Genomic DNA, 24,875 nt, shown 5'->3' with positions numbered 1-24,875 from the left:
CGGGAAAACACCGCCAGACTTGGGAAACGCCGCCGAACGGGCAGAGAATCTTCGCCTTTCGCCGGCTTGCTGCGCCCTTCGCGGCAAGCCTAGAATCGCCGCCACTGGACGATCGCCCCGACAAGGACAGCCTCAATGCCCGCGCCCCTCGAGCTTCGCGCATGCGCCTGCGCAGCGCCTGCCCTGTCGAAGTTTCCAAGCCCGTCACAGCATGCGGGCTGACGCCTCCTCGCCCGGTTGCTTGGATACCGGCCGCTCGCTAGCATCGGGCTTTCCTCTTGGCGCACCGCCGATGCCCGCACCCCGAGCCAGTTCCTTCTCTGCCGACGCACAGGCCATGCCGCTGGATACCCGCTATCAGGTGGAAACCCCGGAAGGCATCGATCTGGTGCTGCGCCCCGCCGGGCTGCTGCCGCGGGCCCTGGCCTATGCCATCGACCTGGGGATTCGCGGCGCGATAATACTCCTGCTGTTCATTGCCCTGGCGCTGCTCGGACAGTTCGGTTTCGGTCTCGGGCTGATCCTCATGTTCCTGCTCAACTGGTGGTACATGGTGCTGTTCGAGGTGCTCAACCAGGGGCGCTCGCCGGGCAAGCAGGTGATGGGCCTGCGGGTGGTGCATGACGACGGCACGCCGATTGGCTGGTCGGCGTCGCTGGTGCGCAATCTGCTGCGCTTCATCGACCTGCTGCCGTTCGCCTACGCTTTGGGCGTGCTCAGCTGCCTTGCGCATCCGACCTTCAAGCGCCTGGGCGACATAGCCGCGGGCAGCCTGGTGGTGTATCGCGACGAGAAACCCCAGCGCCCGGAGCTGCCCGATGCCGAACCGGTGCATGCGCCCTTCCCCCTCAGCCTCGCCGAGCAGCGTGCGCTGCTCAGCTTCGCCGAACGCCAGGCCGGCCTGTCCCCGGCCCGCCGCGCCGAACTGGCCGCCATCCTCGCCGAGCCGCTGGAGGTTCCGCCGGAACAGGCGCAGGCGCGGATCAATGGCATCGCTCGCGGCCTGCTGGGAGCGAACTCGCCATGAAACAGAACCTCTTCGAACGCCATCACCAGGCCGACTGGCGAGCATTCGCCGAACTGCTCGAGCGCCTCGAGCGCGGCAAGGCCGACGCCCGCGCCTGTGAAACCTTCGCCGCTGACTACCGGCAACTCTGCCAGCAGTTGGCCCTGGCCCGGGAACGTGGCTACAGCAGTCACCTGGTGGAGCACCTGCAACAGCTGGCGATGCGCGGCCATCAGCAGTTCTATCGCCACCGCAGCCACCTCGGCGCGCGCCTGCTGGGCTTCATCCTCGGCGGCTTCCCACGCCTGGTGCGCAGCCAGTGGCGCAGCATCGCCGCAGCCAGCCTGCTGTTCTACGGCAGCCTGCTGCTGATGGGCCTGCTGGTGCACAACTGGCCGGACCTGGTCTACAGCCTGCTGGACCCGGAGCAGGTGTCCTCCATGGAATCCATGTACGACCCGGATGCCCGGCGCATCGGCCCCATGAGCGAACGCGACTCGGGGGACGACTGGATGATGTTCGGCCACTACATCATGAACAACATCGGCATCGCCTTTCAGACCTACGCCGGCGGCCTGCTCTTCGGCATCGGCAGCCTGTTCTTCCTGCTGTTCAATGGCCTGCACATCGGTGCGGTGGCTGGACACCTGACCCAGATCGGCTATGGCGAGACCTTCTGGTCCTTCGTCATCGGCCATGGCGCCTTCGAACTCACCGCCATCGCCTTCGCCGGCGGCGCCGGCCTGCAACTGGGCTGGGCCCTGCTCGCCCCCGGCCGCCTGCCCCGCGGCGAAGCCCTGCGCTTGGCCGCCGCACGCAGCGTGCAACTGGTGGCCGGGGTGATCCTGCTGCTGCTGATCGCCGCCTTCGTCGAGGCCTATTGGTCATCCATTACCCTGGTGACGCCCAAGGTGAAGTACCAGGTGGGCGCCGGCCTCTGGCTGCTGGTGGGACTCTATTTCGGCCTGGTGGGCAGGAAGCAGCATGCGCCTGACTGATGCCAGTGTCGTCATCCGCCCGCGCAGCGCCTGGGAGGCCATGGACCTGGGCGTGCTGCTCGCCCGGCGCCATGCCGGCCTGCTGATGGGCAGCTGGGCACTGGTCACGCTGCCGGTCTTCGGCCTGCTCACCCTGCTCTGCTGGAGCTACCCGGGCCTGGCCGTGCTCTTTTTCTGGCTGTTGAAGCCGGCCTACGAGCGGCTGCCACTGTACATCCTCTCCCGCGCCCTGTTCGGCGACACACCCAGCCTCAAGGACGCCCTGCGTGCCTACCCGCGCCTGCTCAAGCCGCAGTTGATCGCCAGCCTCACCTGGCGCCGCCTCAGCACCACCCGCAGCTTCGACCTTCCGGTGCTGCAGCTCGAAGGTCTTTCCGGGCAGGCCCGCAGCCAGCGCCTGGTGGTGCTCGGCCAGCGCGATGCCGGCGGCGCCACCTGGCTGACGGTGATCGGTGCGCACCTGGAGATGGCGCTTTGGCTCGGCCTGATCACCTTGATGTACCTGATGCTGCCCAAGCAGGTGGCGATCGACTGGGACTGGCAAAAGCTCATGGAAGCGGCGTCGGGCGAGTGGCTCTGGCTGGAGCACCTGTCCAACAGCCTCTACGTGCTGGTGCTGATTGTCTGGGAGCCTGTCTACGTGGCCTGCGGCTTCACCCTTTATCTCAACCGCCGCACCGCCCTGGAAGGTTGGGACATCGAACTGCAGTTCCGCCGCCTGCGCCAACGCCTCAGCGGAACCGCCTATGCCCTGCTGCTCGGACTGGGGCTGGTGCTCGCGCAGCTGCCGCAGCCGGCCATGGCGGACGAGGCCCCGGCGCTGTGCCTCGCGCCCCAGGCCTACCTCGATGGCCCCGATGCCGAGCGCCTGACCCACCAGGCGCTGACCAGCAAGGCGGCGCGGCAGGACATCAGCGCCCTGCTCGACGCGCCCCCCTTCCAAAACCGCGAGACGGTCACCCGCTGGCGTCTCGGCGAGAAAAGCGCCGAGAAGGACGTGAAGCCCGAGGACATGGAAGGCTGGGCCGAATTCATCCGCAACTTTTTCAAGCTGGCCGAGTACGCCCGCAGCCTGGACAGCCTCGCCCTGGTGATCAAGGCCCTGCTCTGGGGCCTGTTGTTCAGCCTGCTGGCACTTTTGGTCTGGCGCTACCGCGACTGGCTCGCCGCCTTCGCCGGCCGCCTCGGTTTGCCGCAGCGAAGCCCGCGTGAAGCACCCTCGGTGCTCTTCGGCCTCGAGCTGGCACCCGAAAGCCTGCCCGATGACGTCGCCAGCGAAGCCGAACGTCTCTGGGCCAGCCAGCCCCGCGAGGCCCTGGGCCTGCTCTACCGCGCCCTGCTCAGCCGCCTGCTGCACGACTTCCGCCTGCCCCTCAGGCAGTCCCATACCGAAGGTGAGGTGCTGCAACTGGTGCGGGGCCTGGACAACCGCGAACTGGAAAGCTTCAGCCAGACCCTCACCGGCCACTGGCAGAACCTCGCCTACGGCCATCGCCTGCCGGCCGCCGAGTTGCGCCAAGGCCTCTGCGACGGCTGGCGGCACCTGTTCGCCACGGGAGCCAGCACATGAGCCTGCGCCCTCGCTTCCTCATCGGTGCCGGCCTGACCTTGCTGCTGGGACTCCTGGCCATCTACCTCGCCGGGCGCCTGCAGCCCTACCAGGAAACGGTCGAGCACGGCCCCGCGCCGGAAGTGCTGGGCAATCCCTACCTGGCTGCCGAAGCCTTCCTGCGCAAGCGGGGCTTGCAGGTGGCCCGCGCCGATGGCCTGGAAGTGCTCGACACCCTGCCGAACTCCGGCCACACCCTGCTGCTGCTCGGCAACCGCGCACGCATGACCCCGCGCCAGGCTGACCGCCTGCTGGAGTGGGCGAACAAGGGCGGTCACCTGTTGTTCGTCGCCGAGCGCATCTACGACGAAGAGGATGGCAAGAGCGGTGACCTGCTGGCGGACCGCCTGGGCGTCCAGCAATTCGAAGCCAAGGACCTGGAAAAGGATGAAGCGGTCGCGCCCGAGGAAGCGGAAGCCGACCACGAGGCCGACGGCACAGGCAACGATGCCGAGACCGACGAAGACCGGTCGGCGCAGGCCGATGAAGACCCCTTCCCCGAGCTGACCAAGCTCTACCTGGAAAACGAACAGGCGCCGGCATACGCCAGCTTCGACCCGGAATTCCACCTCTACGACAGCGAGAACCGTGCCCACGCCTGGGCCAACAGCGCCAAGGCCACCCACATGCTGCAGCTGAGCCACGGCCAGGGACTGATCACGGTGCTCACCGACAGCTGGATCTGGCAGACCCGCGATATCGACCAGTACGACAATGCCTGGCTGCTCTGGTACCTCACCCAGGACACCGCCGTCACGCTGCTCTACCGCGCCGAGCGCGACAGCCTCGCCACCCTGCTCGGACAGAACTTCCCCGAAGCCCTGGTGGCCCTGGCCATATTCATCGCCTTGCTGCTCTGGCACATCGGCCAGCGTCAGGGCCCGCTGCAGGCACCGGCCAACAGGGCGCGTCGACAGCTCGAAGAACACCTGCGCGGCAGCGCCGATTTCCTCCTCCGCCGCAGCGGACAGGCCAGCCTCTTGCAGGCTCTGCAACGTGACATCCAACGCCGCGCGCGGCACCGCCACCCTGGTTTCGAGCGGCTCGCCGTGGCCGAGCAATGGCAGGTGCTGGGCCGCCTGACCCGCCTGCCGCCCAGCGCCATCAGCCAGGCCATGCGGCCACTGGCCAAGCAACGGCTCAACGCCGCCGAATTCACCCGCCAGGTCGCCCACCTGCAAACCCTCAGGAATGCCCTATGAGCGAACAGATTTCCGACCCGTCGCAACCCGAAGCCACCAGCGCCGCGCCGTCGGCCGCCAGCCAACGCCAGCGCGCCAGCCAGTTGGCCCAGGCCCTGCGCCAGGAACTGCAAAAGGCCGTGGTCGGACAGGCCAGGGTGATAGACGACGTACTCACCGCCCTGCTGGCTGGCGGCCACGTGCTGGTGGAAGGCGTACCGGGCCTCGGCAAGACCCTGCTGGTACGCGCCCTGGCGCGCTGCTTCGGCGGCGAGTTCTCGCGCATCCAGTTCACCCCCGACCTGATGCCCAGCGACGTCACTGGCCACGCTGTCTACGACATGCAGAGCGAGCAGTTCAAACTGCGCAAGGGCCCGGTCTTCACCAACCTCTTGCTGGCCGACGAGATCAACCGCGCCCCGGCCAAGACCCAGGCGGCCCTGCTGGAGGTGATGCAGGAGCGCCAGGTCACCCTCGAAGGCCGCGCCCTGCCGGTGCCGCAACCCTTCATGGTGCTGGCCACCCAGAACCCCATCGAGCAGGAAGGCACCTATCCCCTGCCGGAGGCCGAACTCGACCGCTTCATGCTCAAGCTGCGCATGGACTACCCGGCCGCGGACGAAGAACTCAGCCTGGTGCGCCAGGTTACCCGCTCGGCCCGTGCCGACATGCTCGAAGTGGCGCCGCTGCGCACCCTGCTCCAGGCCCGCGACGTGATGGCGCTGCAGAAGATCGCCAGCGAACTGCCGATTGACGACCAGGTGCTCGACTACGCCGTGCGCCTGGCCCGCGCCACCCGCACCTGGCCGGGTCTGGCCATGGGCGCCGGGCCACGCGCCTCCATCGCCCTGGTGCGCGGTGGACGTGCCCGCGCCCTGCTGCGCGGCGGCGAGTTCGTGCTCCCGGACGACATCAAGGGCTGCGCCCTGGCGGTGCTGCGCCACCGCGTGCGGCTGTCGCCGGAGCTGGATATCGAAGGCCTGACGGTGGACCAGGTGCTCCAGCAACTGCTCGACCAGGTGCCGGCGCCGCGTCTATGAAGCCTTCCCGCGCATTGCTCGCGCTGATGGCCGGGCTCTTCGGCCTGGCCCTGTTGCTCGGCGCCCTGCCGGCACTGGGCATTGACTTGCCGGCGCAGCTCGGCCCGCTCTGGTGGGGCCTGCTCTGCGCCCTGGCCCTGCTCGCCCTGCTCGACGCCCTCTGGCTGCGCCGTCAGGGCTCGCCGCGCCTGGAGCGCCAGCTGCCGGGGAACCTGGCGCTTGGCCGCTGGAGCGAGGTACGGCTGACCCTGCACCATCCCTATGAGCGTTCCCTGGAGGTCGAGGTGTTCGACCAGGTGCCGGCCGCCATGGAGTTCGAGCCATTGCCCCAACGGGTGGCCCTGCATCCCGGCGAGCACACCGAGTTCGGCTACCGGGTACGCCCGCTCAAGCGCGGCCACTTCCACTTCCCCGCCTGCGAGGTGACCCTGCCCAGCCCGCTGGGCCTGTGGAACCAGCGGCGCATCCTCGAGCTACCCGGCGAGACCCGCGTCTATCCGGACTTCGCCCGCCTCTACGGCGCCCAGCTGAAAGCGGTAGACGACTGGCTCAGCCAACTCGGCGTGCGCCAACGACCGCGCCGTGGCCTGGGCCTGGAATTCCACCAACTGCGGGAATTCCGCGACGGCGACACCCTGCGCCAGATCGACTGGAAGGCCACCGCGCGCAAGCGCACGCCGATCGCCCGCGAATACCAGGACGAGCGCGACCAGCAGATCGTCTTCCTCCTCGATTGCGGCCGCCGCATGCGCAGCCAGGACGGCGACCTCTCGCACTTCGACCACGCCCTCAATGCCAGCCTGCTGCTCAGCTACGTGGCCCTGCGCCAGGGCGACGCGGTGGGCATGGCGACCTTCGCCGCCGAGCGCGATCGCTACTTGGCGCCAGTGAAAGGCCCGGCCCAGCTCAGTGTGCTGCTCAATGGCGTCTACGACCTGGACAGCACCCTGCGTCCGGCCGACTACAGCGCCGCCGCCGACATCCTGCTGGCGCGCCAGCGTCGCCGCGCCCTGGTGGTGCTGGTCAGCAACTTGCGCGACGAGGATGACGCGGAGCTGTTCAGTGCGGTGAAGCGCCTGGGACGCCAGCACCGCCTGCTGGTGGTCAGCCTGCGCGAGGAAATCCTCGACAGCCTGCGCCACACACCGGTGCAGGGCTTCGATGACGCCCTCGCCTACTGCGGCACGGTGGACTACCTCAACGCCCGCGGCAGCCTCCACGAACGCCTCGCCGCCCATGGCGTGCCGGTGCTGGATGCGCGTCCCAGCGAACTGGGGCCGCAACTGGTGAGCCGCTACCTGGCGTGGAAGAAGGCGGGGGCGCTGTAAGAACGGCCCTGCGTCGAACTGTAGGGTTTCGCTGCGCTCTAGCGGAACGCCGCCCGCACCAACCTACGAAAGCCCGTCACCCCGGCCCTCCGAGCACCGGGCCTGGCTTGTGCGCCTTCCTGTTGGGGGAGAATTCATTCGCCAAGGAGACCGCAGGTCTCCCCTTCTCCCGCCCAAAGAAAAAGGCGAAGCCTTCGCTTCGCCTTTCTTCATTCCACCGAACCTCAGTGGTGCTTGCGCGGCACCGACTTGAGCAGTTCGGTCGGGGGCATTTCGCAGTTGATCTTGCGGCCCAGCAGTTCCTCGATCGGCGGCAGGGCGAAGGCGTCATCCTCGCCGGCGAAGCTGATGGAGGTGCCGCTGGCGCCCGCGCGGCCGGTACGGCCGATGCGGTGGACGTAGTCGTCCGGATCTTCCGGCAGGGTGAAGTTGATCACGTGACTGATGCCGTCGATATGGATGCCGCGGCCGGCGACGTCCGTGGCCACCAGCACGCGGATCTTGCCTTCGCGGAAGCCTTCCAGGGTCCGGATGCGCTTGTGCTGGGGCACGTCGCCGGACATCTGGGCGGCGCTGATGCCGTCCCTGGTCAGGCGTTCTTCGATGCGGCGGACTTCGTCCTTGCGGTTGGCGAAGACCATCACACGGGTCCAGTCGTTCTGGGCGATCAGGTTGTAGAGCAGCTTGTACTTGTCGCTACCGGCCACGGCGTAGACGTGCTGTTCGACGGTCTCGCTGGCGACGTTCTCCGGCTCGATCTCGACGATGGCCGGCTCGACGGTCCACTGCTTGGCCAGGTTCATCACGTCTTCGGTGAAGGTGGCGGAGAACAGCAGGGTCTGGCGCTCGCCCTTGAAGGGGGTCTGGCGGATGATCTGGCGAACCTGCGGGATGAAGCCCATGTCCAGCATGCGGTCGGCCTCGTCCAGCACCATCACCTCGACCATGTCCAGGTGCACTTCTCCGCGCTGGTTGAAGTCCAGCAGGCGGCCGGGGGTGGCGACCAGGATGTCGCAGAAGCGTGATTCCAGCTGCCTGAGCTGTTTGTCGAAGTCCATGCCGCCGACGAAGCTCATGACGTTCAGGCCGCTGTACTTGGTCAGAGCGGCGGCATCCTTGGCGATCTGCACCACCAGCTCACGGGTCGGCGCGATGATCAGAGCACGCGGCTCGCCCATGTAGCGCTCTTTCGGCGGCGGGGTCTGCAGCAGCTGGGTGATGATGGAAATCAGGAAGGCGGCGGTCTTGCCGGTACCGGTCTGGGCGCGGCCGATGGCGTCCTGGCCCTTCAGGGTGAAGCCCAGGACCTGGGCCTGGATCGGCGTGCAGTAGGGGAAACCGAGATCGTGGATGGCGTGCATCAACCGCGGATCGAGGTTGAAGTCGTGGAAGCGGGTCTTGCCCTCCTGGGGCTCCACCGCGAAATCTTCGAGCTTCCAGTTGTCCACGGCAGCTGCTTTGGCCGGGCGCTCGCGACGGGGCTTGTCGGTCTTGGGCTTGTCGCTACGGGGCTTCTTCTCGCCGCGGGGGGCACGTTCGCTGGTGCCCTCAGCCATTTCGCCTGCTTCGCGAGGCGCTTTCTTCGGTTTGGCCGGACGCTCTTCCTTCGCGGCATGGGCGTGGGCGGGTACAGCGGGGGCGGGGCCGGATTGGGGCTCTTCGCCCTTGCGAAATATCTTCTTGAGTGCTTTGAGCACGGTGGTCTCGTCGATTGATTAAGGAATGAACGGCCGCCAGTGTAAAGCAAGATGCCCGCAGGGCGAAGTGCCGCGGGCATCTGAGGACTTGACTTGGACTAAGGAAGGGTCTCCAGCAGCAGCCTGCGGACATTTCCGCCCATGATGGCGGCAATGTCCGACTCGCTGAAGCCCGCTTCCTGCAGCCCCTGGGTCAATTGCGCCAGGCCGCTGGTATCGAAGGGCGTATGCACCGCGCCATCGAAGTCGGAGCCCAGGGCCACATGTGCCACGCCCACCTTGTCGGCGGTGTAGCGGATGGCTTTGACGATGGCCTGGACCGAGGTGTCGCAGACCGCGGTATCCCAGTATCCGATCCCTATCACCCCGCCGGTGGCGGCGATCCGCTGGATATGGGCATCGCTGAGGTTGCGGGGGCCCGGGCAGGTGCCCTCGACGCCGGTGTGGGACACCAGCACAGGACGCTCGGCCATGCCCAGCACGTCGTCGATCAACGGACGGGAGGCGTGGGCCAGGTCCACCAGCATCTTCTTCTCTTCCAGGCGAGCGATCACCCGACGGCCGAAGGGGGTCAGGCCGCCCTTCTCCAGGCCGTGGGCGGAGCCACCCACCTCATTGTCGAAGAAGTGGGTCAGGCCGGTGATGCGAAAGCCCGCGTCGTACAGTCGGTCGACGTTCTCCAGCTTGCCTTCCAGCGGATGCAGGCCCTCAGTGGCGAGTATGGCGGCGACACGGTTGGGGTCGGTCTGCCAGGCCGAGAGGTAGTCGGCGAACGCCTTGCCGCTGCGTATCAAGGTCAGCTTGCCCTGGCTGCCATCGGCGGCTTCCTGGAGCTTCCGGCCCTGATAGAGGGCGCGCTCCAGCAGGCTGGTCCAGGTTGCGCGGGGCCAGCGTTGGGCCATGACCAGCAAGGTGATGTCGTCGCTGTCGGCGCCGTTGCGCTCGTAGTTCAGGCCGCGCGGGGTCTTGGTGACGGTGGAGAACACCTGCAGGCCGACATGGCCTTCCAGCAGGCGCGGCAGGTCGCTATGGCCGAAGTCGTGGCGCTCCAGCAGGTTGCGGTTCCAGAGCAGCGCGTCGTCGTGCAGGTCGGCGACGAAGAGGGTCTTGTGCAGTGCCTGGGCATCGTCCGAAGCAAGGTAGGGCCCAGGCGAGGCGACGGTGTTCATCTCGCGGTCGAGGAACCCCGGCAGGTTGAAGAAGATCCCCAGGCCAACAGCCAGCAGCAGTAGCAAAGCGATCAGGAGTTTGCGCATGTCCAGCTTCCCGGCTGTTTTCTAGTGAACGGACTCTAGCAAACAGACGTTCGAGGACAGCAGAAATTGAGCACAGCATGTAGGGGCGAATTTATTCGCCAAGCAGACCGAAGGCCTGCCCGGCAAGACGTCCGGGGGCAACTGCGCCGCCCTTGGCGAATGAATTCGCCCCTACAAGAACGGTCCCGTCCCATGACCGCGTTAGCCGTTCAAGCGGTTCCGCCCGTCCTGCTTGGCTTGGTACAGCGCGCTGTCCGCCCGGGCGATCAGGCCTTGCAGGCTGTCCGGCTTGCACATTTCGGCCAGGCCGATGGAAACGGTCACGCCGGGCAGCACGCCCAGGGGCGAATAGAAGGAAGGGATCTGCTCCAGACTGCTGCGCAGGCGTTCGCCGATGGCGCGGGCCTCCCTGCAATTCATTTCCGGCAGGAGGATGACGAACTCCTCGCCGCCATAGCGGGCCATGCTGTCCTTGGGCCGCAACTGGTTGCGCAAAGTGTGCGCCACCAGGCAGAGGGCGTAGTCGCCGGCCAGGTGGCCGTGGCGGTCGTTGTAGCCCTTGAAGTGATCGACATCCAGCATGAGCATCGACAGCGGCTGGCCGTTGAAGGCGCAGCGGGTGCTTTCACGCTGGTAGATGTGCTCCAGCCAGCGGCGGTTGAAGAGCCCGGTGAGGGTGTCGATCTTGGCGTTCTGTTCGGTGTCGAGAATGATCCGGTTGCCCTGCCGAACCCGGTCGCAGAGCAGCTCCAGGAGGTTCTGCATCACCTGCGGCGACTGCTGGAACAGCCCTACCAGGGCCTGCCGATGCAGACGCAGCACGCTGGTGGGCTCGCTGGCCACTACATAGGCCGAGGGGTGGTCATTGTCGATGAAGCTGATCTCGCCAGCGCACTCGCCCACCTCCACCGTGCTCACCGGGGTGTTTTCCAGCGAGCCGAGGTAGACCATCAGCCGCCCTGCCAGCACCAGGTAGAGATACTGGTTGCGATTGAAGGGCGACAGCACGATCTCGCCAGTATCCAGGTCGCAGGCGCGAAACTCCTTCAGCAATTGCTCGAGGTTGCTCGCGGCGACGTTCCGGAACAGACGCAGTCGGCTCAGCAGGTGCAAGTCTTTTTGCCAGTGAACATGCTTCATAGCTGCAACGGACCCGAATGCCAGTCGAAGCGGACGGCACCGCTAACGATCCCTGTCCAAGGTGTTAACCCGAAGTGACAGTATTCCCGCACTTTTTGTCTGGCAATGCCCGTCCAAAGTTGGGCCGACAGACGGCATGATCTTGGTAAGGAGCGCGACGATTACTGATATTTGCCACAATATGGCAACAAAATTCTGCGCACACGAAAACGCTGTGAGCCTGTCGCTCACGCAGTTGAATTCGACTCCAGATGACGCAGAGACCAAAAGGCCGCCCTTGGGGCGGCCCGCTGCCGGTCAGTATAGATGGCCTCAGGCCAGCAAGCGGAATTTCACCGCATAACCCGCCATGCGCCCCTCCAGCCGCTCCTGGAGCTGCGAATCCAGGCCCGGCACGCGGATTTCGGCGACCTGGCCATGGCGCTCGTCGTTCACCACCGTCACGCTGACGCCCGGGGCGATGCCGCCCAGGACCTCCTCCAGCACGCGGCGGATGGCGTCGAAGCGCAGGGTCGGTTTGAAGGTCTTGCCCACTGCGGTGACCGGGATGGCGTCGATGATCCAGACATTCTTGGGCACGGCAGCGCGCTCAGGAACATGCCGCGTCGCATGCTCCAGCAACTCCGCTTCGCTGACGCTGGCGCCGGGTTTCAGTTGCACGTAGGCCACCGGCAGTTCGCCGACCTTGTCATCGGGCTTGCCGACCGCGGCGGCCATTGCCACGGCCGGATGCTTGTGCAGGGCTTCCTCGATCATCTGCGGATCGATGTTGTGGCCGCCGCGGATGATCAGGTCCTTGCTGCGGCCGGTGAGCCAGATATAACCATCAGCGTCAATACGACCGAGGTCGCCGGTATTGAACCAGTCGCCGTCGACCCAGATGTCCTTGTTCTTGTCCGCCTGCAGATACCCCTTGAACACGGTCACGCCGCGCACGCAGAGGTTGCCGATCTCGTCGACGACGGCATCGCGCAGGTAGTGCCCCGACTCGTCGAGCACGACGACCTTCACCTGGCAGTAGGGCATGCGCATGCCGATGGAGCCGGGACGGCGCTCGCCATGGGCGGGGTTGCCGCAGCTGCCACAGGTGCCTTCGGTGAGGCCGTAGCCTTCGATCAGCCGCAAGCCGGTCTTGGCCTCGAACTGGTTGATCAGCTCCACCGGCATTGGCGCCGCGCCGCACAAGGCGTAGCGCAGGCTGGAGAGGTCGTGGCCCTCGCTGGGCACCTGCAGGAGGCCCGCGTAGATGGTCGGCACGCCGCTGAAGAAGCTCACCCGGTAGCGCTCAATGATCTTCCAGAAGTTCTGGATAAGGCGGCTATTGCGGTAGCCCTGGGGCGTGGCGATGAGAATCTCGGCGCCGGCGAAGAAGGGCGCGAGTCCGGTGACCATCACGCCGTTTACGTGGAACAGCGGCAAGCCACAGAGGGTGTTGTCGCCCTCCCCCAGGTTGATCCCGTAGGCGAGGATCATCGCCATGGCCACTTCGTTGCGGTGGCTGTGGGGCGCCAGTTTGGGCGTGCCGGTGGTGCCGCCGGTATGGAAGTAAGAGGCGACGTCATCCGGGGCGATCACCCGGCCGCTTTCCAGGCGGTCGGCGGGGAAGCGGTCGAGGAGTTCGTCGAAGTCCAGCACGCCTTCCGGCAGCGCGCCACGCTGAGCCTTGATGGCGCTGCGCTGGGGCTCGGGCAGCAGGTTGGCGAGGTCCACGGCGACAACGGCTTCCAGCTCCGGCAAGTGGTCGCGCAGGCCGGCCACCTTGTCCCAGAGGTCGGTGCCGGGGAACGGCGCCAGTGTCACCAGCACTTTCGAGTCCGCCGCATGGACCAGTTCGGCGATGTGCTCGGGCTCCAGCAAGGGGTTGATGGCATTGACGATGCCCGCCGCCTCGCCACCCCAGAGGGTGAAATGGGTCTGCGGCAGGTTCGGCAGCAGGAAGGACACCGCCTTGCCTGGTCGCACGCCCAGGTGGTGGAACGCATTGGCGGCCTGGGTGACCCGGGCCAGCAGTTGCGCATAGGTCAGCTCAAGGGGCGTTTCCTCGGCGTCGCCCTGGAGCAGGAAGGTCATGGCGCGCTTGTGCGGGTGGCGCTCGGCGCTGCGACGGATCAGCTCATAGGTGCTGTCCGGCATGCCGCGCTCTTCCAGGGATAGGCGTTCGATCGCTTCGATGTCGCTCAGGGTGGCGATGGGCGGAACTGGGGTCTGGGCCATGGTCGTTTCTTGTTCTAGAGGGTTGGGAGTCAGCTGTGCAGGCGTTCCACCAGCCAGGCGCCGATGTCACGGATCTGCTGCGGCAGCACCTCGTGGGCCATCGGATAGTCGCGCCAGCCCACCGGCACCCCGGCTGCGGCCAGGCGGTCATGGGCGGCGCGCCCCATCGCAGGTAGCACCACGTCGTCGAAGGTGCCATGCAAGCAGAGTACCGGCAGTTGTCGTTTTGTATCCGACAGCGTCATTTCGTCAGAGAAAGTCGGCGCGTAGGTGGACAGCGCCAGCACGCCGCCCAGTTCTCCCGGCCAGCGCAGAAAGGCGGTGTGCAGCACCACGGCGCCACCCTGGGAGAAGCCGGCCAGGACGATGCGCTTCGGGTCGATGCCGGCGTCGATCTGTGCCTGCACCAGGTCCATCACATGCTGCGCGGACTCCTCCAGCTGCGCTTCATTGATGGCGCGCTCGGGGCTCATGGCGAGGATGTCGTACCAGGACGGCATGGCCCAGCCACCATTGATGGTCACCGCCCGGGTCGGCGCCTGGGGCAGGACGAAGCGGGTGGTGCCCAGGACATCCTGCAGGGCCTCGGCCACGGGCAGGAAATCATAGCGGTCCGCGCCCAGGCCATGGAGCCAGATGACGCAGGCGTCGGCGCGATGTGGGGGTTCGAGAATAAGTGTGTCGCTCATGGAGGCTCCGTTGTGGTGCTTCTGCACAGTTGTGGGGCGATGGCATCAGAAGGGGTGGTTTGATAACTGAAAAATATGTCGCACGGCTAAAACTTTACCTATTGACCTATCGGAATAGGCCTACTGGCACCTTGCTGGTACGGCCTTTGCTATCAAAGCAGCTGACTGATTCGCGGCCAGGCTCGGTAACACTTGCCCTGGTGTGCAACGGGTTGGGCAGCGGCTCCGGCTGCTGCCTTGCAGGCGACCCCCAGCGCCATTTTCATGATGCGGGGTGGGCGCAATCCGTCTCCAGCCCATTTGACCAATGGGCGAGGAAAGGTCTGGTGGCGAGCGGAGCAGCGCGAACTAGACTCCTTCCTTAGGTCCGACACCCCGGTTGACCTTTTCAGTGCATAAAAAGGTTGAACCTGCCTCACGAGGGTACGGCGGTGGGATCGAGACTCCAACACCAATAAAAGCAACTGGAGGTTTTAATGAAGATGGTGAAATCCACCCTGGCCGTGCTGACCGCGGCAACCGTTCTCGGTGTCAGCGGTCTCGCACAGGCGGGCGCCACCCTGGACGCGGTGAAGAAGAAAGGCTACGTGCAATGCGGCATCAGTGACGGCCTCCCGGGCTTCTCTTACGCCGATGGCAAGGGCAACTACAAGGGCATCGACGTCGATGTCTGCCGTGCCGTTGCCGCCGCCGTGTTCGGCGATGCCAGCAAGGTCAAGTACAGCCCGCTGACCGCCAAGGAACGTTTCACCGCGCTGCAGTCCGGCGAAGTGGATGTCCTCTCGCGCAACAGCACCTGGACCAGCTCGCGCGACGCCGCCATGGGCATGAACTTTACCGGCGTCACCTACTACGACGGTCAAGGCTTCCTGGTGAACAAGAAGCTCGGCGTTTCCAGCGCCAAGGAACTCGATGGCGCCACCGTCTGCATCCAGGCCGGCACCACCACCGAACTGAACCTGTCCGACTACTTCCGCGCCAACAACCTCAAGTACACCCCCATCACCTACGACACCTCCGACGAGAGCGCCAAATCGCTGGAATCCGGTCGTTGCGACGTACTGACCTCCGACCAGTCCCAGCTCTATGCCCAGCGCATCAAGCTGGCCGCGCCGGACGAGTACGTGGTGCTGCCGGAAGTGATCTCCAAGGAGCCCCTCGGCCCGGCCGTGCGTCAGGGTGACGAGGAGTGGTTCGACATCGTGCGCTGGTCCCTGTTCGCCATGCTCAACGCAGAGGAACTGGGCCTGAACTCGAAGAACGTCGAAGAACAGGCCAAAACCACCAAGAACCCCGACATTGCCCGTCTGCTGGGCACTGAAGGCGAGTTCGGCAAGGACCTGAAGCTGCCGAAAGACTGGGCGGTGCAAATCGTCAAGCAGGTCGGCAACTACAGTGAAATCTTCGATCGCAATATCGGTGCCGGTAGCGACCTGAAGATCGAGCGCGGTCTCAACGCCCTGTGGAACAAGGGCGGTCTGCAATACGCACCGCCAGTGCGCTGACCGTCGCCCGGCGGCCGCATGATGCGGTTGCCGGGCCAGTGTTCCAATTACAAGAGCCCCCGCGGCCTGGCCTTTTGCGCAGGTCGCCGGGGGTTCCTAGAGGGCTGTCATGCAAAACACTGTCAATCCCCCGCGGCCTGGCGGTTCGATCTGGACCGACCCCAAGGCGCGTGCGTGGGTCTTTCAGATCATCGCGGTCATCGCGGTCATCGCACTGGGCTGGTATCTGTTCCAGAACACCCAGACAAACCTGGAAAAACGCGGGATTCTCTCCGGCTTCGACTTCCTCGAGCAGAGCGCCGGCTTCGGGATCTCCCAGCACCTGATCGATTACAACGAAAGCCATAGCTATGGCCGGGTTTTCGTCATCGGTCTGCTCAACACCCTGCTGGTTTCGGTCATCGGCATCTTCTTCGCCACCATCCTCGGCTTCATCCTCGGGGTGGCGCGGCTCTCGCCGAACTGGTTGGTACGCAAACTGGCGACCATCTACATCGAGACCTTCCGCAACATCCCGCCGCTGCTGCAGATCTTCTTCTGGTACTTCGCGGTGATGCTGCCCATGCCCGGGCCGCGACAGAGCCTGAGCCTGGGTGAAAACTTCTTCCTCAACAATCGCGGCCTGTACATGCCGGCACCGACCATGGCGGATGGCTTCTGGCCCTTCCTCATCGGCCTGCTGCTGATCTTGGTCGGCATCGTCGTCCTGGCGCGCTGGGCCAAGGCTCGGCAAGAAGCGACCGGCCAGCGCTTCCCGGTATTGCTCACCACCCTGGCGCTGCTGGTGGTGGTCCCAACCCTGACCGCACTGGCGTTCGGTGCGCCCTTCCACTGGAGCGTGCCGCAACTGCAGGGCTTCAACTTCCGTGGCGGCTGGGTGGTGATTCCCGAACTGATCGCCCTGACCCTGGCGCTGACCGTCTACACCGCGGCCTTCATCGCCGAGATCGTGCGCTCGGGCATCCAGGCGGTGAGCCACGGGCAGACCGAAGCCGCGCGCTCGCTGGGCCTGCCGGCGCCGAAGATCCTGCGCCTGGTGATCATTCCGCAGGCCCTGCGGGTGATCATTCCGCCGCTCACCAGCCAGTACCTGAACCTGGCCAAGAACTCGTCCCTGGCGGCCGGCATCGGCTACCCGGACATGGTCTCGCTGTTCGCCGGAACGGTGCTGAACCAGACCGGTCAGGCGATCGAGGTGATTTCCATCACCATGAGCGTTTACCTGGCCATCAGCATCAGCATTTCCATACTGATGAACTGGTACAACAAGCGCATTGCGCTGATCGAGCGGTAAGGAGAAGCGCATGACCGTACATACCTTCCGTCCCGACATGCCGCCACCGCGCCTGAGCGTCGGCGTGGTCGGCTGGCTGCGTGCCAACCTGTTCTCCAACTGGTTCAACACGCTGCTGACACTGTTCGCCATCTACCTGGTCTGGCTGATCCTGCCGCCGCTGATCAAGTGGGCCTTCCTCCAAGCCGACTGGACCGGCACCACCCGCGCCGACTGCACCAGCGAAGGCGCCTGCTGGGTGTTCATCAAGGTGCGCTTCAGCCAGTTCATGTATGGCTTCTATCCGGAGGCCCTGCGCTGGCGTGTGGACCTGGCGGTCTGGCTGGCGATCTTCGGCGCCGCACCGCTGTTCATCCCCAAGGTGCCGCACAAGGCGATCTACGGGCTGAGCTTCCTGGTGGTCTACCCGCTTCTGGCTTACTGGCTGCTGCATGGCGGCTTCTTCGGCCTGGAAACCGTGTCCACCAGCCAGTGGGGCGGCCTGATGCTGACCCTGGTGATCGCGGCGGTGGGCATAGTCGGCGCCTTGCCGCTGGGCATCATGCTGGCCCTGGGGCGGCGTTCGGACATGCCGGCGATCAAGGTGATCTGCGTCACCTTCATCGAGTTCTGGCGCGGTGTTCCGCTGATCACCGTGTTGTTCATGTCCTCGGTAATGCTGCCGCTGTTCCTCCCCGAGGGGCTCTCCTTCGACAAGCTGCTGCGGGCGCTGATCGGCGTGATCCTGTTCCAGTCGGCCTACATCGCCGAAGTGGTGCGGGGCGGCCTGCAGGCCATCCCCAAGGGCCAGTACGAAGCCGCCGCGGCCATGGGCCTGGGCTACTGGCGGATGATGGGCCTGGTGATCCTGCCGCAAGCCCTGAAGCTGGTGATTCCCGGCATCGTCAACACCTTCATCGCACTGTTCAAGGACACCAGCCTGGTCATCATCATCGGCCTGTTCGACCTGCTCAACAGCATCAAGCAAGCCACCACCGATCCGGCCTGGCTGGGCATGGCCACCGAGGGCTACGTGTTCGCCGCCCTGGTGTTCTGGATCTTCTGTTTCGGCATGTCCCGCTACTCCATGCACCTGGAGCACAAGCTGGACACCGGCCACAAGCGTTAGGAGTCACCATGACTGAAGCAAGCAAGAAAACCGCCGGCGATCCGATCATCCGCCTGCAGGGCGTGAACAAGTGGTACGGCCAGTTCCACGTGCTGAAAGACATCAACCTGGACGTCAAGCAGGGCGAACGCATCGTCCTCTGCGGGCCGTCGGGCTCGGGCAAGTCCACCACCATCCGCTGCATCAATCGCCTGGAGGAGCACCAGCAGGGCCGCATCATTGTCGATGGCACCGAGCTGACCAGCGACCTCAAGCACATCGAGGCGATCCGCAGCGAAGTGGGCATGGTGTTCCAGCACTTCAACCTGTTCCCGCACCTCACCGTGCTGCAGAACTGCACCCTGGCGCCCATGTGGGTCCGCAAGATGCCCAAGCGCAAGGCCGAGGAAATCGCCATGCACTTCCTCGAGCGCGTACGCATCCCGGAGCAGGCCAACAAGTTCCCGGGGCAGCTCTCCGGCGGTCAGCAGCAGCGTGTGGCCATCGCCCGCGCGCTGTGCATGAAGCCGAAGATCATGCTGTTCGACGAACCCACCTCGGCGCTCGACCCGGAGATGGTGAAGGAAGTGCTCGACACCATGGTCGGCCTGGCCCAGGACGGCATGACCATGCTCTGCGTGACCCACGAGATGGGCTTCGCCCGTACCGTGGCGGACCGGGTGATCTTCATGGACAAGGGCGAGATCGTCGAGCAGAACGAGCCCCACGCCTTCTTCGACAATCCGCAGAACGAGCGGACCAAGGCGTTCCTCGGGCAGATCCTGCACTGAGTATTGGAAGCTGGACGAAATGAGGGAGCCTTCGGGCTCCCTTTTCTTTTGGGCAACTTGCGTTGGCGCCTTTCGTAGGTTGGCGCTGAGCGAAGCGAAGCCCAACATCTTCGCCCCACCACCGTTGGGCTTCGCCGAGCTCAGCCCAACCTACAGCTCTGAACGAGGAAGAGAGCCTTGTTCATTGGCGCGTGGAATGCTCCTGCAGGAGCGAATTCATTCGCGAAACAGCCAGGCATCGGGCCCACCGAATAAAACCCTTACTCCACCCCTCTTCCGCCAGCCGGAGAGGGAGCGGTCCGTGCGGACTCAATCCCCGTAGATATCGAAATCGAAGTACTTGGCCTGGATCGCCTGGTACTTGCCATTGCTGCGCAGGGCCTTGATGGCATTGTTGAATTTCTCGCGCAGCGCGTCATCGCCCTTGCGCACAGCGATGCCAGCGCCCTCGCCGAAGTAGTGCGGGTCCTGCAGGACCGGCCCGACGAACTCGTAGCCCTTGCCATTCTCGGTCTTCAGGAAGCCCTCGTTGAGCGGGAATGCATCGGCCAGCACGCCGTCCAGGCGACCGGAAAGCACATCCAGGTAGATCTCGTTCTGGGTGCTGTAGCGCACGATCTTCACGCCCTTGGGCTCGAGTACCTCGGTGGCGAAGCGGTCAGTGGTGGTGGAGCGCTGGGTGCCGATGGTCTTGCCCACCAGGCTCTTGAACTCGGGGTCGACCGTGGTGCCCTTCTTCATCACCAGGCGCGCCGGGCTGTAGTAGTACTTGCCAGTGAAGTCCACGGACTTCTTGCGCTCATCGGTGATGGTCATGGAGGAGAGGACGGCGTCCACCTTCTTCACCTTGAGCGAGGGAATCAGGCCATCGAATTCCTGCTCGATCCATTGGCACTTGACCTTCATCTCCTCGCACATGGCATTGCCGATGTCGTAGTCGAACCCGGCGATCTCGCCTGCCGGGGTCTTGTAGGCGAAGGGTGGATAGGCGGCTTCGATGCCGATGCGCAAGGGCTTGTCGGCGGCGAAAACGCTGGAGGCCAGCAGGCTCAGGGCAAGGCTGCCCAGCAGAACGAGTTTCTTCATGGTGCGACTCCCGCAGTACGGATGGATGCCCGCCGCAGCTGGCCGGCGAGCAGGTTCGGAATGGATTGCGAGGCAGAAGAAGACGCCGCCAGGGCTGGCCGGCATGGGAATGGACGCGAGGATAGCTGGCCGTGGATCATCGTGGACGCCGCTAATTTGTACTTATGAGTCCATGCTGGACTAAAATGTACAAATCGTCAATCACCCCCGAGTAGGCAGTAAAAAGCCCGGCGAGGCCGGGCTTGTTCAGGCGGGAGCGGAAATGCCTTGTAGGGGCGAATTCATTCGCCCCTACAGAAAAGCAGTCCGCGCCAGGCTCATTCCCAGCGCTCGGCCGCATTCTTGTCGCTGCAGCGCCCTTCCACCCAGCGCGGGCCTTCGGCGGTGTCTTCCTTCTTCCAGAAGGGCGCACGGGTCTTGAGGTAATCCATGATGAAATTGCAGGCGTCGAAGGCGGCCTGGCGGTGGGCGCTGGCGGTACCGACGAAGACAATGGGCTCGCCCGGCTCCAGCCGGCCAATACGGTGGAGAATGTCCACGTTGAGCAAGGGCCAGCGCTGCCGGGCCTCCTCGGCGATCTTCTCCAGGGCCTTCTCGGTCATCCCCGGGTAGTGCTCGAGGAACATTCCAGCCACGTCCTGGCCTTCGTTGAAGTCGCGCACGTAGCCGACGAAGCCGACCACCGCGCCTATGCCGACGTTGGCCGCGTGCAGCGCATTGAGTTCGAGACCGGGATCGAAGGCGGTTTCCTGCACGCGAATGGCCATCTCAGCCTCCGGTCACTGTCGGGAAGAAAGCGACCTCGTCGCCGTCGGCCAGGGCTTCGTCCAGGCTGCACAGCTCCTGGTTGCGGGCGCACATCAGGTTCTGCTCGGCGAGCACTTCCCAGACGCCGCCACGGGCCAGCAGGTGCTGGCGCAGGTCATCCAGTTTCGCGAATGTCGAATCCCAGCTGAGCTGCTCGCCTTCGATGCCGAGCGCTTCACGGTAACGGGCGAAATACTGCACGCGAATCATCATTGCTCCCCGGCCTGGTAATGGCCGCTCTTGCCGCCCAGCTTCTCCAGCAGGCGCACGCTTTCGATGGTCATGCCGCGGTCCACCGCCTTGCACATGTCGTAGATCGTCAGGGCGGCGACGCTGGCGGCGGTCAGGGCCTCCATTTCCACCCCGGTCTGCCCGGCCAGCTTGCAGCGGGCGACTATGTGCACGCAATCGTCGCCTTCCGCGTTGAGCTCCACCTTGACGCTGGTGAGCATCAGCGGATGGCAGAGGGGGATGAGGTCGGAGGTCTTCTTCGCCGCCTGGATGCCGGCGATGCGCGCCACGGCGAACACGTCGCCTTTCGGGTGACCGCCGGCCTGGATCATGGCAAGGGTTTCAGGGCGCATGCGCACACGGGCTTCAGCCGTCGCCTCACGGGAGGTCACCGCCTTGTCGGTGACGTCGACCATGTTGGCACGACCCTGGGAATCGAGATGGGTAAGCACTGCAAGTCTCCTCGGGCGGGCCGTTCAGGGCCCGCAGGAGACAGATTGTATACAGAAACCCGTACCGGGCGGCAGCTGCCGCCCGGCGGGAATGAGTCACATATGGGCTTCGGCGAACTCGGCCAGCACGGAACGCGGCACACCCTGCAGGGTGATGTGCACGCCGTGGGGGAAGTCCTTGAAGCGTTCGGTCAGGTAGGTCAGGCCCGAGCTGGGCGCGGAGAGGTAGGGCGTATCGATCTGCGCCAGGTTGCCCAGGCAGATCACCTTGGACCCGGTGCCGGCACGGGTGATGATGGTTTTCATCTGGTGCGGCGTCAGGTTCTGGCACTCGTCGATGATGATCAGGCTCTGCTGGAAGCTGCGGCCGCGGATGTAGTTCAGGGATTTGAACTGCAGTGGCACCTTGCTGAGGATGTAGTCCACGCTGCCGTGGGTGTTCTCGTCCTCCATATGCAGGGCTTCCAGGTTGTCGGTGATCGCCCCCAGCCAGGGTTCCATCTTTTCCGCCTCGGTGCCGGGCAGGAAGCCGATCTCCTGGTCCAGGCCCTGCACGCTGCGGGTGGCGATGATGCGCCGGTATCGCTTGCTGACCATGGTCTGCTCGATGGCCGCGGCCAGCGCCAGGATGGTCTTGCCCGAGCCCGCCGCGCCAGTCATGTTGACCAGGTGGATGTCCGGGTCGAGCAGCGCGTAGAGCGCCAGCGCCTGGTACACGTCGCGCGGGCGCAGGCCCCAGGCTTCCTGGTGCAGCAGGGGCTCCTGGTGCAGGTCGAGTATCAGCAGCTCATCGGCCTTGATGCCCTTGATCCAGCCTACGAAGCCCTGCTCGTCGACGATGAACTCGTTGACGTGCACCGCCGGCAGGTTGTCGGTGAGTTGCACCCGGTGCCAGGTACGTCCGTGGTCCTGGCGGGTCTCCACCTTGCTCACGCGGTCCCAGAAGGAGCCCGGCATATCGTGGTAGCCGCGGGACAGCAGGGAGACGTCGTCGACCAGTTGGTCGGTGTGGTAGTCCTCCGAGTCGATGCCACAGGCGCGCGCCTTCAGGCGCATGTTGATGTCCTTGGTGACCAGCACCACGGCCATGCCCGGCTTGCGGCTCTTCAGCTCCACCAGTTGGTTGATGATCTTGTTGTCGTTGAGGTCTTCCGGCAGCCAGGTGATGGGGGCTGCGCGCTTGCTCATGAGGATCGAGAGGAACCCGCAGGGACCGCTTTTCTCTCGCTGGATGGGTACACCGTGCTCCACTTCCTCGGGGGTCGCACCACCAAGGATCTTGTCGATGAGGCGGATGGCCTGCCTGCATTCTGCGGCGACGCCCTGTTTGCCGGTCTTCAGCTTGTCCAGTTCCTCCAGCACGGTCATCGGGATGGCCACGTGGTGTTCCTGGAAGTTCAACAGCGCATTGGGGTCATGGATCAGGACGTTGGTATCAAGGGCGTACAAGGTTGGAGCGGTAGGGCTGGAGCGTCCGTGGTCATCCATACGCGGTCACCTTCTTATCGGGCCAGGCGACGGAATGCCAGGCTGGCGCTCCGCCGCGGGGGGCCGCCGACCTCTCCCTTCCGGGTTATGCCGGGCGGGAGAAGGTGCCAACAAGGTGAGGGCCGATGGTCGCCACCTGTCTGCAGGGTTCGGCGGTCTTCCTTGTTAATACTCCATTCGGGATGACAGAAAAAAGACTTTTTTCGCGGTCTGGGTCTTTTTTCACATGACGATAAAAAGACCTTGGCGCACGGAAAAGCTCCCGTTAAAGTCGAAAGTCCCCTCTCCCGTAGTTCAGCCTTTTCCTCAGCGGCCCAGCAGACCGTTGAAGAAGCGCCGTGCATTGTCCTCCAGGCTTTCCAGGTGATATCCCCCCTCCTGTACCACCAGGCAGGGCAGTTCCATGGCGGCGATGGCCGCGCCCAGGCGACCGAAGCCTTCCGCCGTCACCGCCACCTTGGCTTGCGGGTCCTCCTGGTAGATATCGAAGCCCAGGGACAGCACCAGCACCTCGGCGCCGAAGTCCTTCACCGCCGCGGCGGCTTCCTCCAGCCGCTGGAGGAAGAGCGCCTCGCTGGCGCCATGAGGCATCGGCAGGTTGAGATTGAAGCCCTCCCCCGCCCCGCTGCCGCGCTCGTCCTCGAAACCCGCCACCACCGGATAGAAGTTGGTCGGGTCGCCGTGGATGGACACATAGAGCACATCGCTGCACGTGTAGAAGATTTCCTGGATGCCCTGGCCGTGGTGCATGTCGGTGTCCAGCACGGCCACTCGCGAATGGCCCTGGCGCAGGAACTGCGCGGCAATGGCGGCAATCAGCTCGCGCGCCTCCCGCTCCATCCGCGCCAGGACCTGGTCGTCCGGGTTGCGCAGGTCCAGGGTGAACTGCAGGCTGCCGGGAATGGTGTTGCGCGAGGACTTGGCGATTTCCAGCTGGCCGATCGTGACCAACCCGCTAGGCGCGAACCGTACCGCCAGTTGTTCCAGCGCCTGGATCATCTCGGCGCTGGCAAAGAGCGCGTCGCGGCGCAATGGCATGGGCGTGGTGCTGGCGTGGGCGGCCTGGCCCTTCACCCGGATGTCCAGCCAGCAGATCGCCTGGCCGCCGGTGACCACGCCAATGACCCAGCCGGCGGTCAGCCAGGCCCTCAAGCGCCTGGAGGAACAGCTGGGCACGCCGTTGATCGCCCGCCGCGGCCCGCGCTTCGACATCACCGAGGCGGGCGAGGAAGCCTTGCGCATCGCCGAAGAGATCAACAGCAACGTGTCGCTCCTCTCCACCGCCATGGACGAGCACCCGGAGCAGGTGATGGGCAAGGTCCGGCTGCTCAGCATCAGCCGCATCGAGTCGCCCGCCTACGACGACTTCCTGATCGCCTTCCACCGCCGCCCCCCCCAAGGTGGAGCTGGAGGTGGAAGTGATGCGCAGCTCCGACATCATCAGCTCCCTGCAACAGAAGACCGCCAGCCTCGGCCTCTGCCTGTGCCGCGTGCCGCGTGCCGGCGCCCAAGCTCGAGCAGCTGTGCTTCATGCGCCAGCGCTACGCCTTCTTCTGCGGCCGCCACCACCGCCTCTTCGGCCGCGACGACCTCGACCTGGAGGATCTCAAGGGCGAGCACTTCGTCACGTTCAGCAGCGACCAGATCGGCGGCAGCCTCTCGCCGCTGACCATCTTCCGCGACCAGCAGGGCTTTTCCGGCCACATAGTCGCCGCGTCCTCCAGCCTCGAGGAGATCCGCCGCCTGGTGTATTGCGGCTATGGCATTGGCTGTCTGCCCCAGCACATAGTCCGCGACGACCTCGCCCGGGACCGCCTCTGGCGCCTGCCGCCGCAAGACGGCATCGCCGATGTGGAGATCCAGTTGCTGTGGAACCGCGAGCAGAAACTCAGCCTGGCCGAGGCCACCTTCCTCGACGAGCTGCGCCGCTATCTGGAGGAGGTGCCACTGGAGCAACGCCTGGGTTGAGCCTTGCC

General features: G+C 65.1%; 22 protein-coding genes and 1 pseudogene. 12 read left to right on the top strand and 11 right to left on the bottom strand.

The window, feature by feature from the left end; genetic code table 11:
* Positions 1-292: 292 nt before the first annotated feature.
* The 6 genes from E8F12_RS23025 to E8F12_RS23000 are packed head-to-tail and all read left to right on the top strand — an operon-like array spanning position 293 to position 7,162.
* A complete protein-coding gene (locus tag E8F12_RS23025) occupies positions 293-1,027 on the top strand; it encodes an RDD family protein (protein WP_280327479.1) in 735 nt (244 codons plus the stop codon).
* Positions 1,024-2,004: a stage II sporulation protein M gene (locus E8F12_RS23020; protein ID WP_280327478.1), complete on the top strand. Its 981-nt coding sequence runs from the start codon at positions 1,024-1,026 to the stop codon at positions 2,002-2,004. The genes E8F12_RS23025 and E8F12_RS23020 overlap by 4 nt, the downstream gene beginning before the upstream one ends.
* Positions 1,991-3,574, top strand: a complete 1,584-nt coding sequence (locus E8F12_RS23015) for a DUF4129 domain-containing protein (protein WP_280327477.1) — start codon at positions 1,991-1,993, stop codon at positions 3,572-3,574. The genes E8F12_RS23020 and E8F12_RS23015 overlap by 14 nt, the downstream gene beginning before the upstream one ends.
* Positions 3,571-4,815: a DUF4350 domain-containing protein gene (locus E8F12_RS23010; RefSeq protein WP_280327476.1), complete on the top strand. Its 1,245-nt coding sequence runs from the start codon at positions 3,571-3,573 to the stop codon at positions 4,813-4,815. Before E8F12_RS23015 ends, E8F12_RS23010 begins: the two co-directional genes overlap by 4 nt.
* Positions 4,812-5,834 (top strand): MoxR family ATPase, encoded by a 1,023-nt coding sequence (locus E8F12_RS23005; protein WP_280327475.1) that lies wholly within the window; start codon positions 4,812-4,814, stop codon positions 5,832-5,834. The genes E8F12_RS23010 and E8F12_RS23005 overlap by 4 nt, the downstream gene beginning before the upstream one ends.
* Positions 5,831-7,162: a DUF58 domain-containing protein gene (locus E8F12_RS23000; protein ID WP_280327473.1), complete on the top strand. Its 1,332-nt coding sequence runs from the start codon at positions 5,831-5,833 to the stop codon at positions 7,160-7,162. Before E8F12_RS23005 ends, E8F12_RS23000 begins: the two co-directional genes overlap by 4 nt.
* Positions 7,163-7,386: 224 nt before the next feature.
* Here the strand turns inward: E8F12_RS23000 and rhlB are convergent, their stop codons facing one another.
* The 5 genes from rhlB to E8F12_RS22975 form a co-directional block, all read right to left on the bottom strand.
* Entirely contained in the window at positions 7,387-8,859 is a 1,473-nt protein-coding gene (gene rhlB, locus E8F12_RS22995; RefSeq protein WP_280327472.1) for an ATP-dependent RNA helicase RhlB, read from the bottom strand.
* A 98-nt stretch (positions 8,860-8,957) separates the two neighbouring features.
* Positions 8,958-10,115: a dipeptidase gene (locus E8F12_RS22990; protein WP_280327471.1), complete on the bottom strand. Its 1,158-nt coding sequence runs from the start codon at positions 10,113-10,115 to the stop codon at positions 8,958-8,960.
* 201 nt (positions 10,116-10,316) lie between these two features.
* Positions 10,317-11,255: a GGDEF domain-containing protein gene (locus E8F12_RS22985; protein WP_280327470.1), complete on the bottom strand. Its 939-nt coding sequence runs from the start codon at positions 11,253-11,255 to the stop codon at positions 10,317-10,319.
* Between the two features lie 312 nt (positions 11,256-11,567).
* Complete coding sequence (locus E8F12_RS22980) at positions 11,568-13,469, bottom strand: acyl-CoA synthetase (protein WP_280327469.1); 1,902 nt, start codon at positions 13,467-13,469, stop codon at positions 11,568-11,570.
* Positions 13,470-13,498: 29 nt separating this feature from the next.
* Positions 13,499-14,158 (bottom strand): alpha/beta fold hydrolase, encoded by a 660-nt coding sequence (locus tag E8F12_RS22975; protein ID WP_280327468.1) that lies wholly within the window; start codon positions 14,156-14,158, stop codon positions 13,499-13,501.
* 476 nt (positions 14,159-14,634) lie between these two features.
* Between E8F12_RS22975 and E8F12_RS22970 the strand changes: the two genes are divergently transcribed.
* The 4 genes from E8F12_RS22970 (at position 14,635) to E8F12_RS22955 (ending at position 18,835) form a co-directional block, all read left to right on the top strand.
* Positions 14,635-15,663 carry an amino acid ABC transporter substrate-binding protein gene (locus E8F12_RS22970; protein WP_280327467.1) on the top strand — a complete coding sequence of 343 codons (1,029 nt, stop codon included), beginning with the start codon at positions 14,635-14,637 and terminating at the stop codon, positions 15,661-15,663.
* Between the two features lie 109 nt (positions 15,664-15,772).
* The gene (locus E8F12_RS22965; protein WP_280327466.1) at positions 15,773-16,957 is read left to right on the top strand and encodes an amino acid ABC transporter permease; all 1,185 of its coding nucleotides are present in this window, start codon (positions 15,773-15,775) and stop codon (positions 16,955-16,957) included.
* A gap of 10 nt (positions 16,958-16,967) precedes the next feature.
* Entirely contained in the window at positions 16,968-18,065 is a 1,098-nt protein-coding gene (locus E8F12_RS22960; RefSeq protein ID WP_280327465.1) for an amino acid ABC transporter permease, read from the top strand.
* Positions 18,066-18,073: 8 nt separating this feature from the next.
* The gene (locus E8F12_RS22955) at positions 18,074-18,835 is read left to right on the top strand and encodes an amino acid ABC transporter ATP-binding protein (RefSeq protein WP_280327464.1); all 762 of its coding nucleotides are present in this window, start codon (positions 18,074-18,076) and stop codon (positions 18,833-18,835) included.
* Positions 18,836-19,144: 309 nt separating this feature from the next.
* Here the strand turns inward: E8F12_RS22955 and E8F12_RS22950 are convergent, their stop codons facing one another.
* The 6 genes from E8F12_RS22950 to E8F12_RS22925 form a co-directional block, all read right to left on the bottom strand.
* Positions 19,145-19,921, bottom strand: a complete 777-nt coding sequence (locus tag E8F12_RS22950; protein WP_280327462.1) for an ABC transporter substrate-binding protein — start codon at positions 19,919-19,921, stop codon at positions 19,145-19,147.
* A 317-nt stretch (positions 19,922-20,238) separates the two neighbouring features.
* Positions 20,239-20,688: a molybdopterin synthase catalytic subunit MoaE gene (moaE, locus tag E8F12_RS22945; RefSeq protein WP_280327461.1), complete on the bottom strand. Its 450-nt coding sequence runs from the start codon at positions 20,686-20,688 to the stop codon at positions 20,239-20,241.
* A 1-nt stretch (position 20,689) separates the two neighbouring features.
* A complete protein-coding gene (locus E8F12_RS22940) occupies positions 20,690-20,938 on the bottom strand; it encodes a MoaD/ThiS family protein (protein WP_280291083.1) in 249 nt (82 codons plus the stop codon).
* On the bottom strand, positions 20,938-21,411 hold the full coding sequence (moaC, locus tag E8F12_RS22935; protein ID WP_280291084.1) for a cyclic pyranopterin monophosphate synthase MoaC: 474 nt from the start codon (positions 21,409-21,411) through the stop codon (positions 20,938-20,940). Before moaC ends, E8F12_RS22940 begins: the two co-directional genes overlap by 1 nt.
* A 96-nt stretch (positions 21,412-21,507) precedes the next feature.
* A complete protein-coding gene (locus tag E8F12_RS22930; protein ID WP_280291085.1) occupies positions 21,508-22,899 on the bottom strand; it encodes a PhoH family protein in 1,392 nt (463 codons plus the stop codon).
* A 306-nt stretch (positions 22,900-23,205) separates the two neighbouring features.
* On the bottom strand, positions 23,206-24,111 hold the full coding sequence (locus E8F12_RS22925) for a peptidase dimerization domain-containing protein (RefSeq protein WP_280327459.1): 906 nt from the start codon (positions 24,109-24,111) through the stop codon (positions 23,206-23,208).
* Here E8F12_RS22925 and E8F12_RS22920 point away from each other — a divergent pair.
* Both E8F12_RS22920 and E8F12_RS22915 read left to right on the top strand, forming a co-directional pair.
* A complete protein-coding gene (locus E8F12_RS22920) occupies positions 24,020-24,568 on the top strand; it encodes a LysR family transcriptional regulator (RefSeq protein ID WP_280327458.1) in 549 nt (182 codons plus the stop codon). The two genes, E8F12_RS22925 and E8F12_RS22920, sit on opposite strands and share 92 nt — an antisense overlap.
* Positions 24,460-24,867: pseudogene (locus E8F12_RS22915) on the top strand (LysR family transcriptional regulator substrate-binding protein); the annotation flags it as partial. The gene E8F12_RS22920 and the pseudogene E8F12_RS22915, both read left to right, overlap by 109 nt.
* Positions 24,868-24,875: the final 8 nt, after the last annotated feature.

Origin of the sequence: Pseudomonas sp. BN102, assembly GCF_029871245.1 — a bacterium.
Taxonomy (GTDB): Bacteria; Pseudomonadota; Gammaproteobacteria; order Pseudomonadales; family Pseudomonadaceae; genus Metapseudomonas.
Note: the sequence above shows the minus strand (reverse complement) of the source record. Positions and strands in the feature narration are given on the sequence as shown.

Coding starts and splice junctions, on each gene's coding strand:
- E8F12_RS22925 (WP_280327459.1), bottom strand. CDS start 24,111: ATGTCGAAGCGCGGGCCGCGGCGGGCGATCAACGGCGTGCCCAGCTGT.
- moaE (WP_280327461.1), bottom strand. CDS start 20,688: ATGGCCATTCGCGTGCAGGAAACCGCCTTCGATCCCGGTCTCGAACTC.
- E8F12_RS22965 (WP_280327466.1), top strand. CDS start 15,773: ATGCAAAACACTGTCAATCCCCCGCGGCCTGGCGGTTCGATCTGGACC.
- E8F12_RS22975 (WP_280327468.1), bottom strand. CDS start 14,158: ATGAGCGACACACTTATTCTCGAACCCCCACATCGCGCCGACGCCTGC.
- E8F12_RS22970 (WP_280327467.1), top strand. CDS start 14,635: ATGAAGATGGTGAAATCCACCCTGGCCGTGCTGACCGCGGCAACCGTT.
- E8F12_RS22980 (WP_280327469.1), bottom strand. CDS start 13,469: ATGGCCCAGACCCCAGTTCCGCCCATCGCCACCCTGAGCGACATCGAA.
- E8F12_RS22990 (WP_280327471.1), bottom strand. CDS start 10,115: ATGCGCAAACTCCTGATCGCTTTGCTACTGCTGCTGGCTGTTGGCCTG.
- E8F12_RS22940 (WP_280291083.1), bottom strand. CDS start 20,938: ATGATTCGCGTGCAGTATTTCGCCCGTTACCGTGAAGCGCTCGGCATC.
- E8F12_RS23015 (WP_280327477.1), top strand. CDS start 1,991: ATGCGCCTGACTGATGCCAGTGTCGTCATCCGCCCGCGCAGCGCCTGG.
- E8F12_RS22960 (WP_280327465.1), top strand. CDS start 16,968: ATGACCGTACATACCTTCCGTCCCGACATGCCGCCACCGCGCCTGAGC.
- E8F12_RS23025 (WP_280327479.1), top strand. CDS start 293: ATGCCCGCACCCCGAGCCAGTTCCTTCTCTGCCGACGCACAGGCCATG.
- E8F12_RS22955 (WP_280327464.1), top strand. CDS start 18,074: ATGACTGAAGCAAGCAAGAAAACCGCCGGCGATCCGATCATCCGCCTG.
- E8F12_RS23000 (WP_280327473.1), top strand. CDS start 5,831: ATGAAGCCTTCCCGCGCATTGCTCGCGCTGATGGCCGGGCTCTTCGGC.
- E8F12_RS23005 (WP_280327475.1), top strand. CDS start 4,812: ATGAGCGAACAGATTTCCGACCCGTCGCAACCCGAAGCCACCAGCGCC.
- E8F12_RS22930 (WP_280291085.1), bottom strand. CDS start 22,899: ATGGATGACCACGGACGCTCCAGCCCTACCGCTCCAACCTTGTACGCC.
- E8F12_RS22985 (WP_280327470.1), bottom strand. CDS start 11,255: ATGAAGCATGTTCACTGGCAAAAAGACTTGCACCTGCTGAGCCGACTG.
- E8F12_RS22950 (WP_280327462.1), bottom strand. CDS start 19,921: ATGAAGAAACTCGTTCTGCTGGGCAGCCTTGCCCTGAGCCTGCTGGCC.
- E8F12_RS23010 (WP_280327476.1), top strand. CDS start 3,571: ATGAGCCTGCGCCCTCGCTTCCTCATCGGTGCCGGCCTGACCTTGCTG.
- E8F12_RS23020 (WP_280327478.1), top strand. CDS start 1,024: ATGAAACAGAACCTCTTCGAACGCCATCACCAGGCCGACTGGCGAGCA.
- E8F12_RS22920 (WP_280327458.1), top strand. CDS start 24,020: ATGACCCAGCCGGCGGTCAGCCAGGCCCTCAAGCGCCTGGAGGAACAG.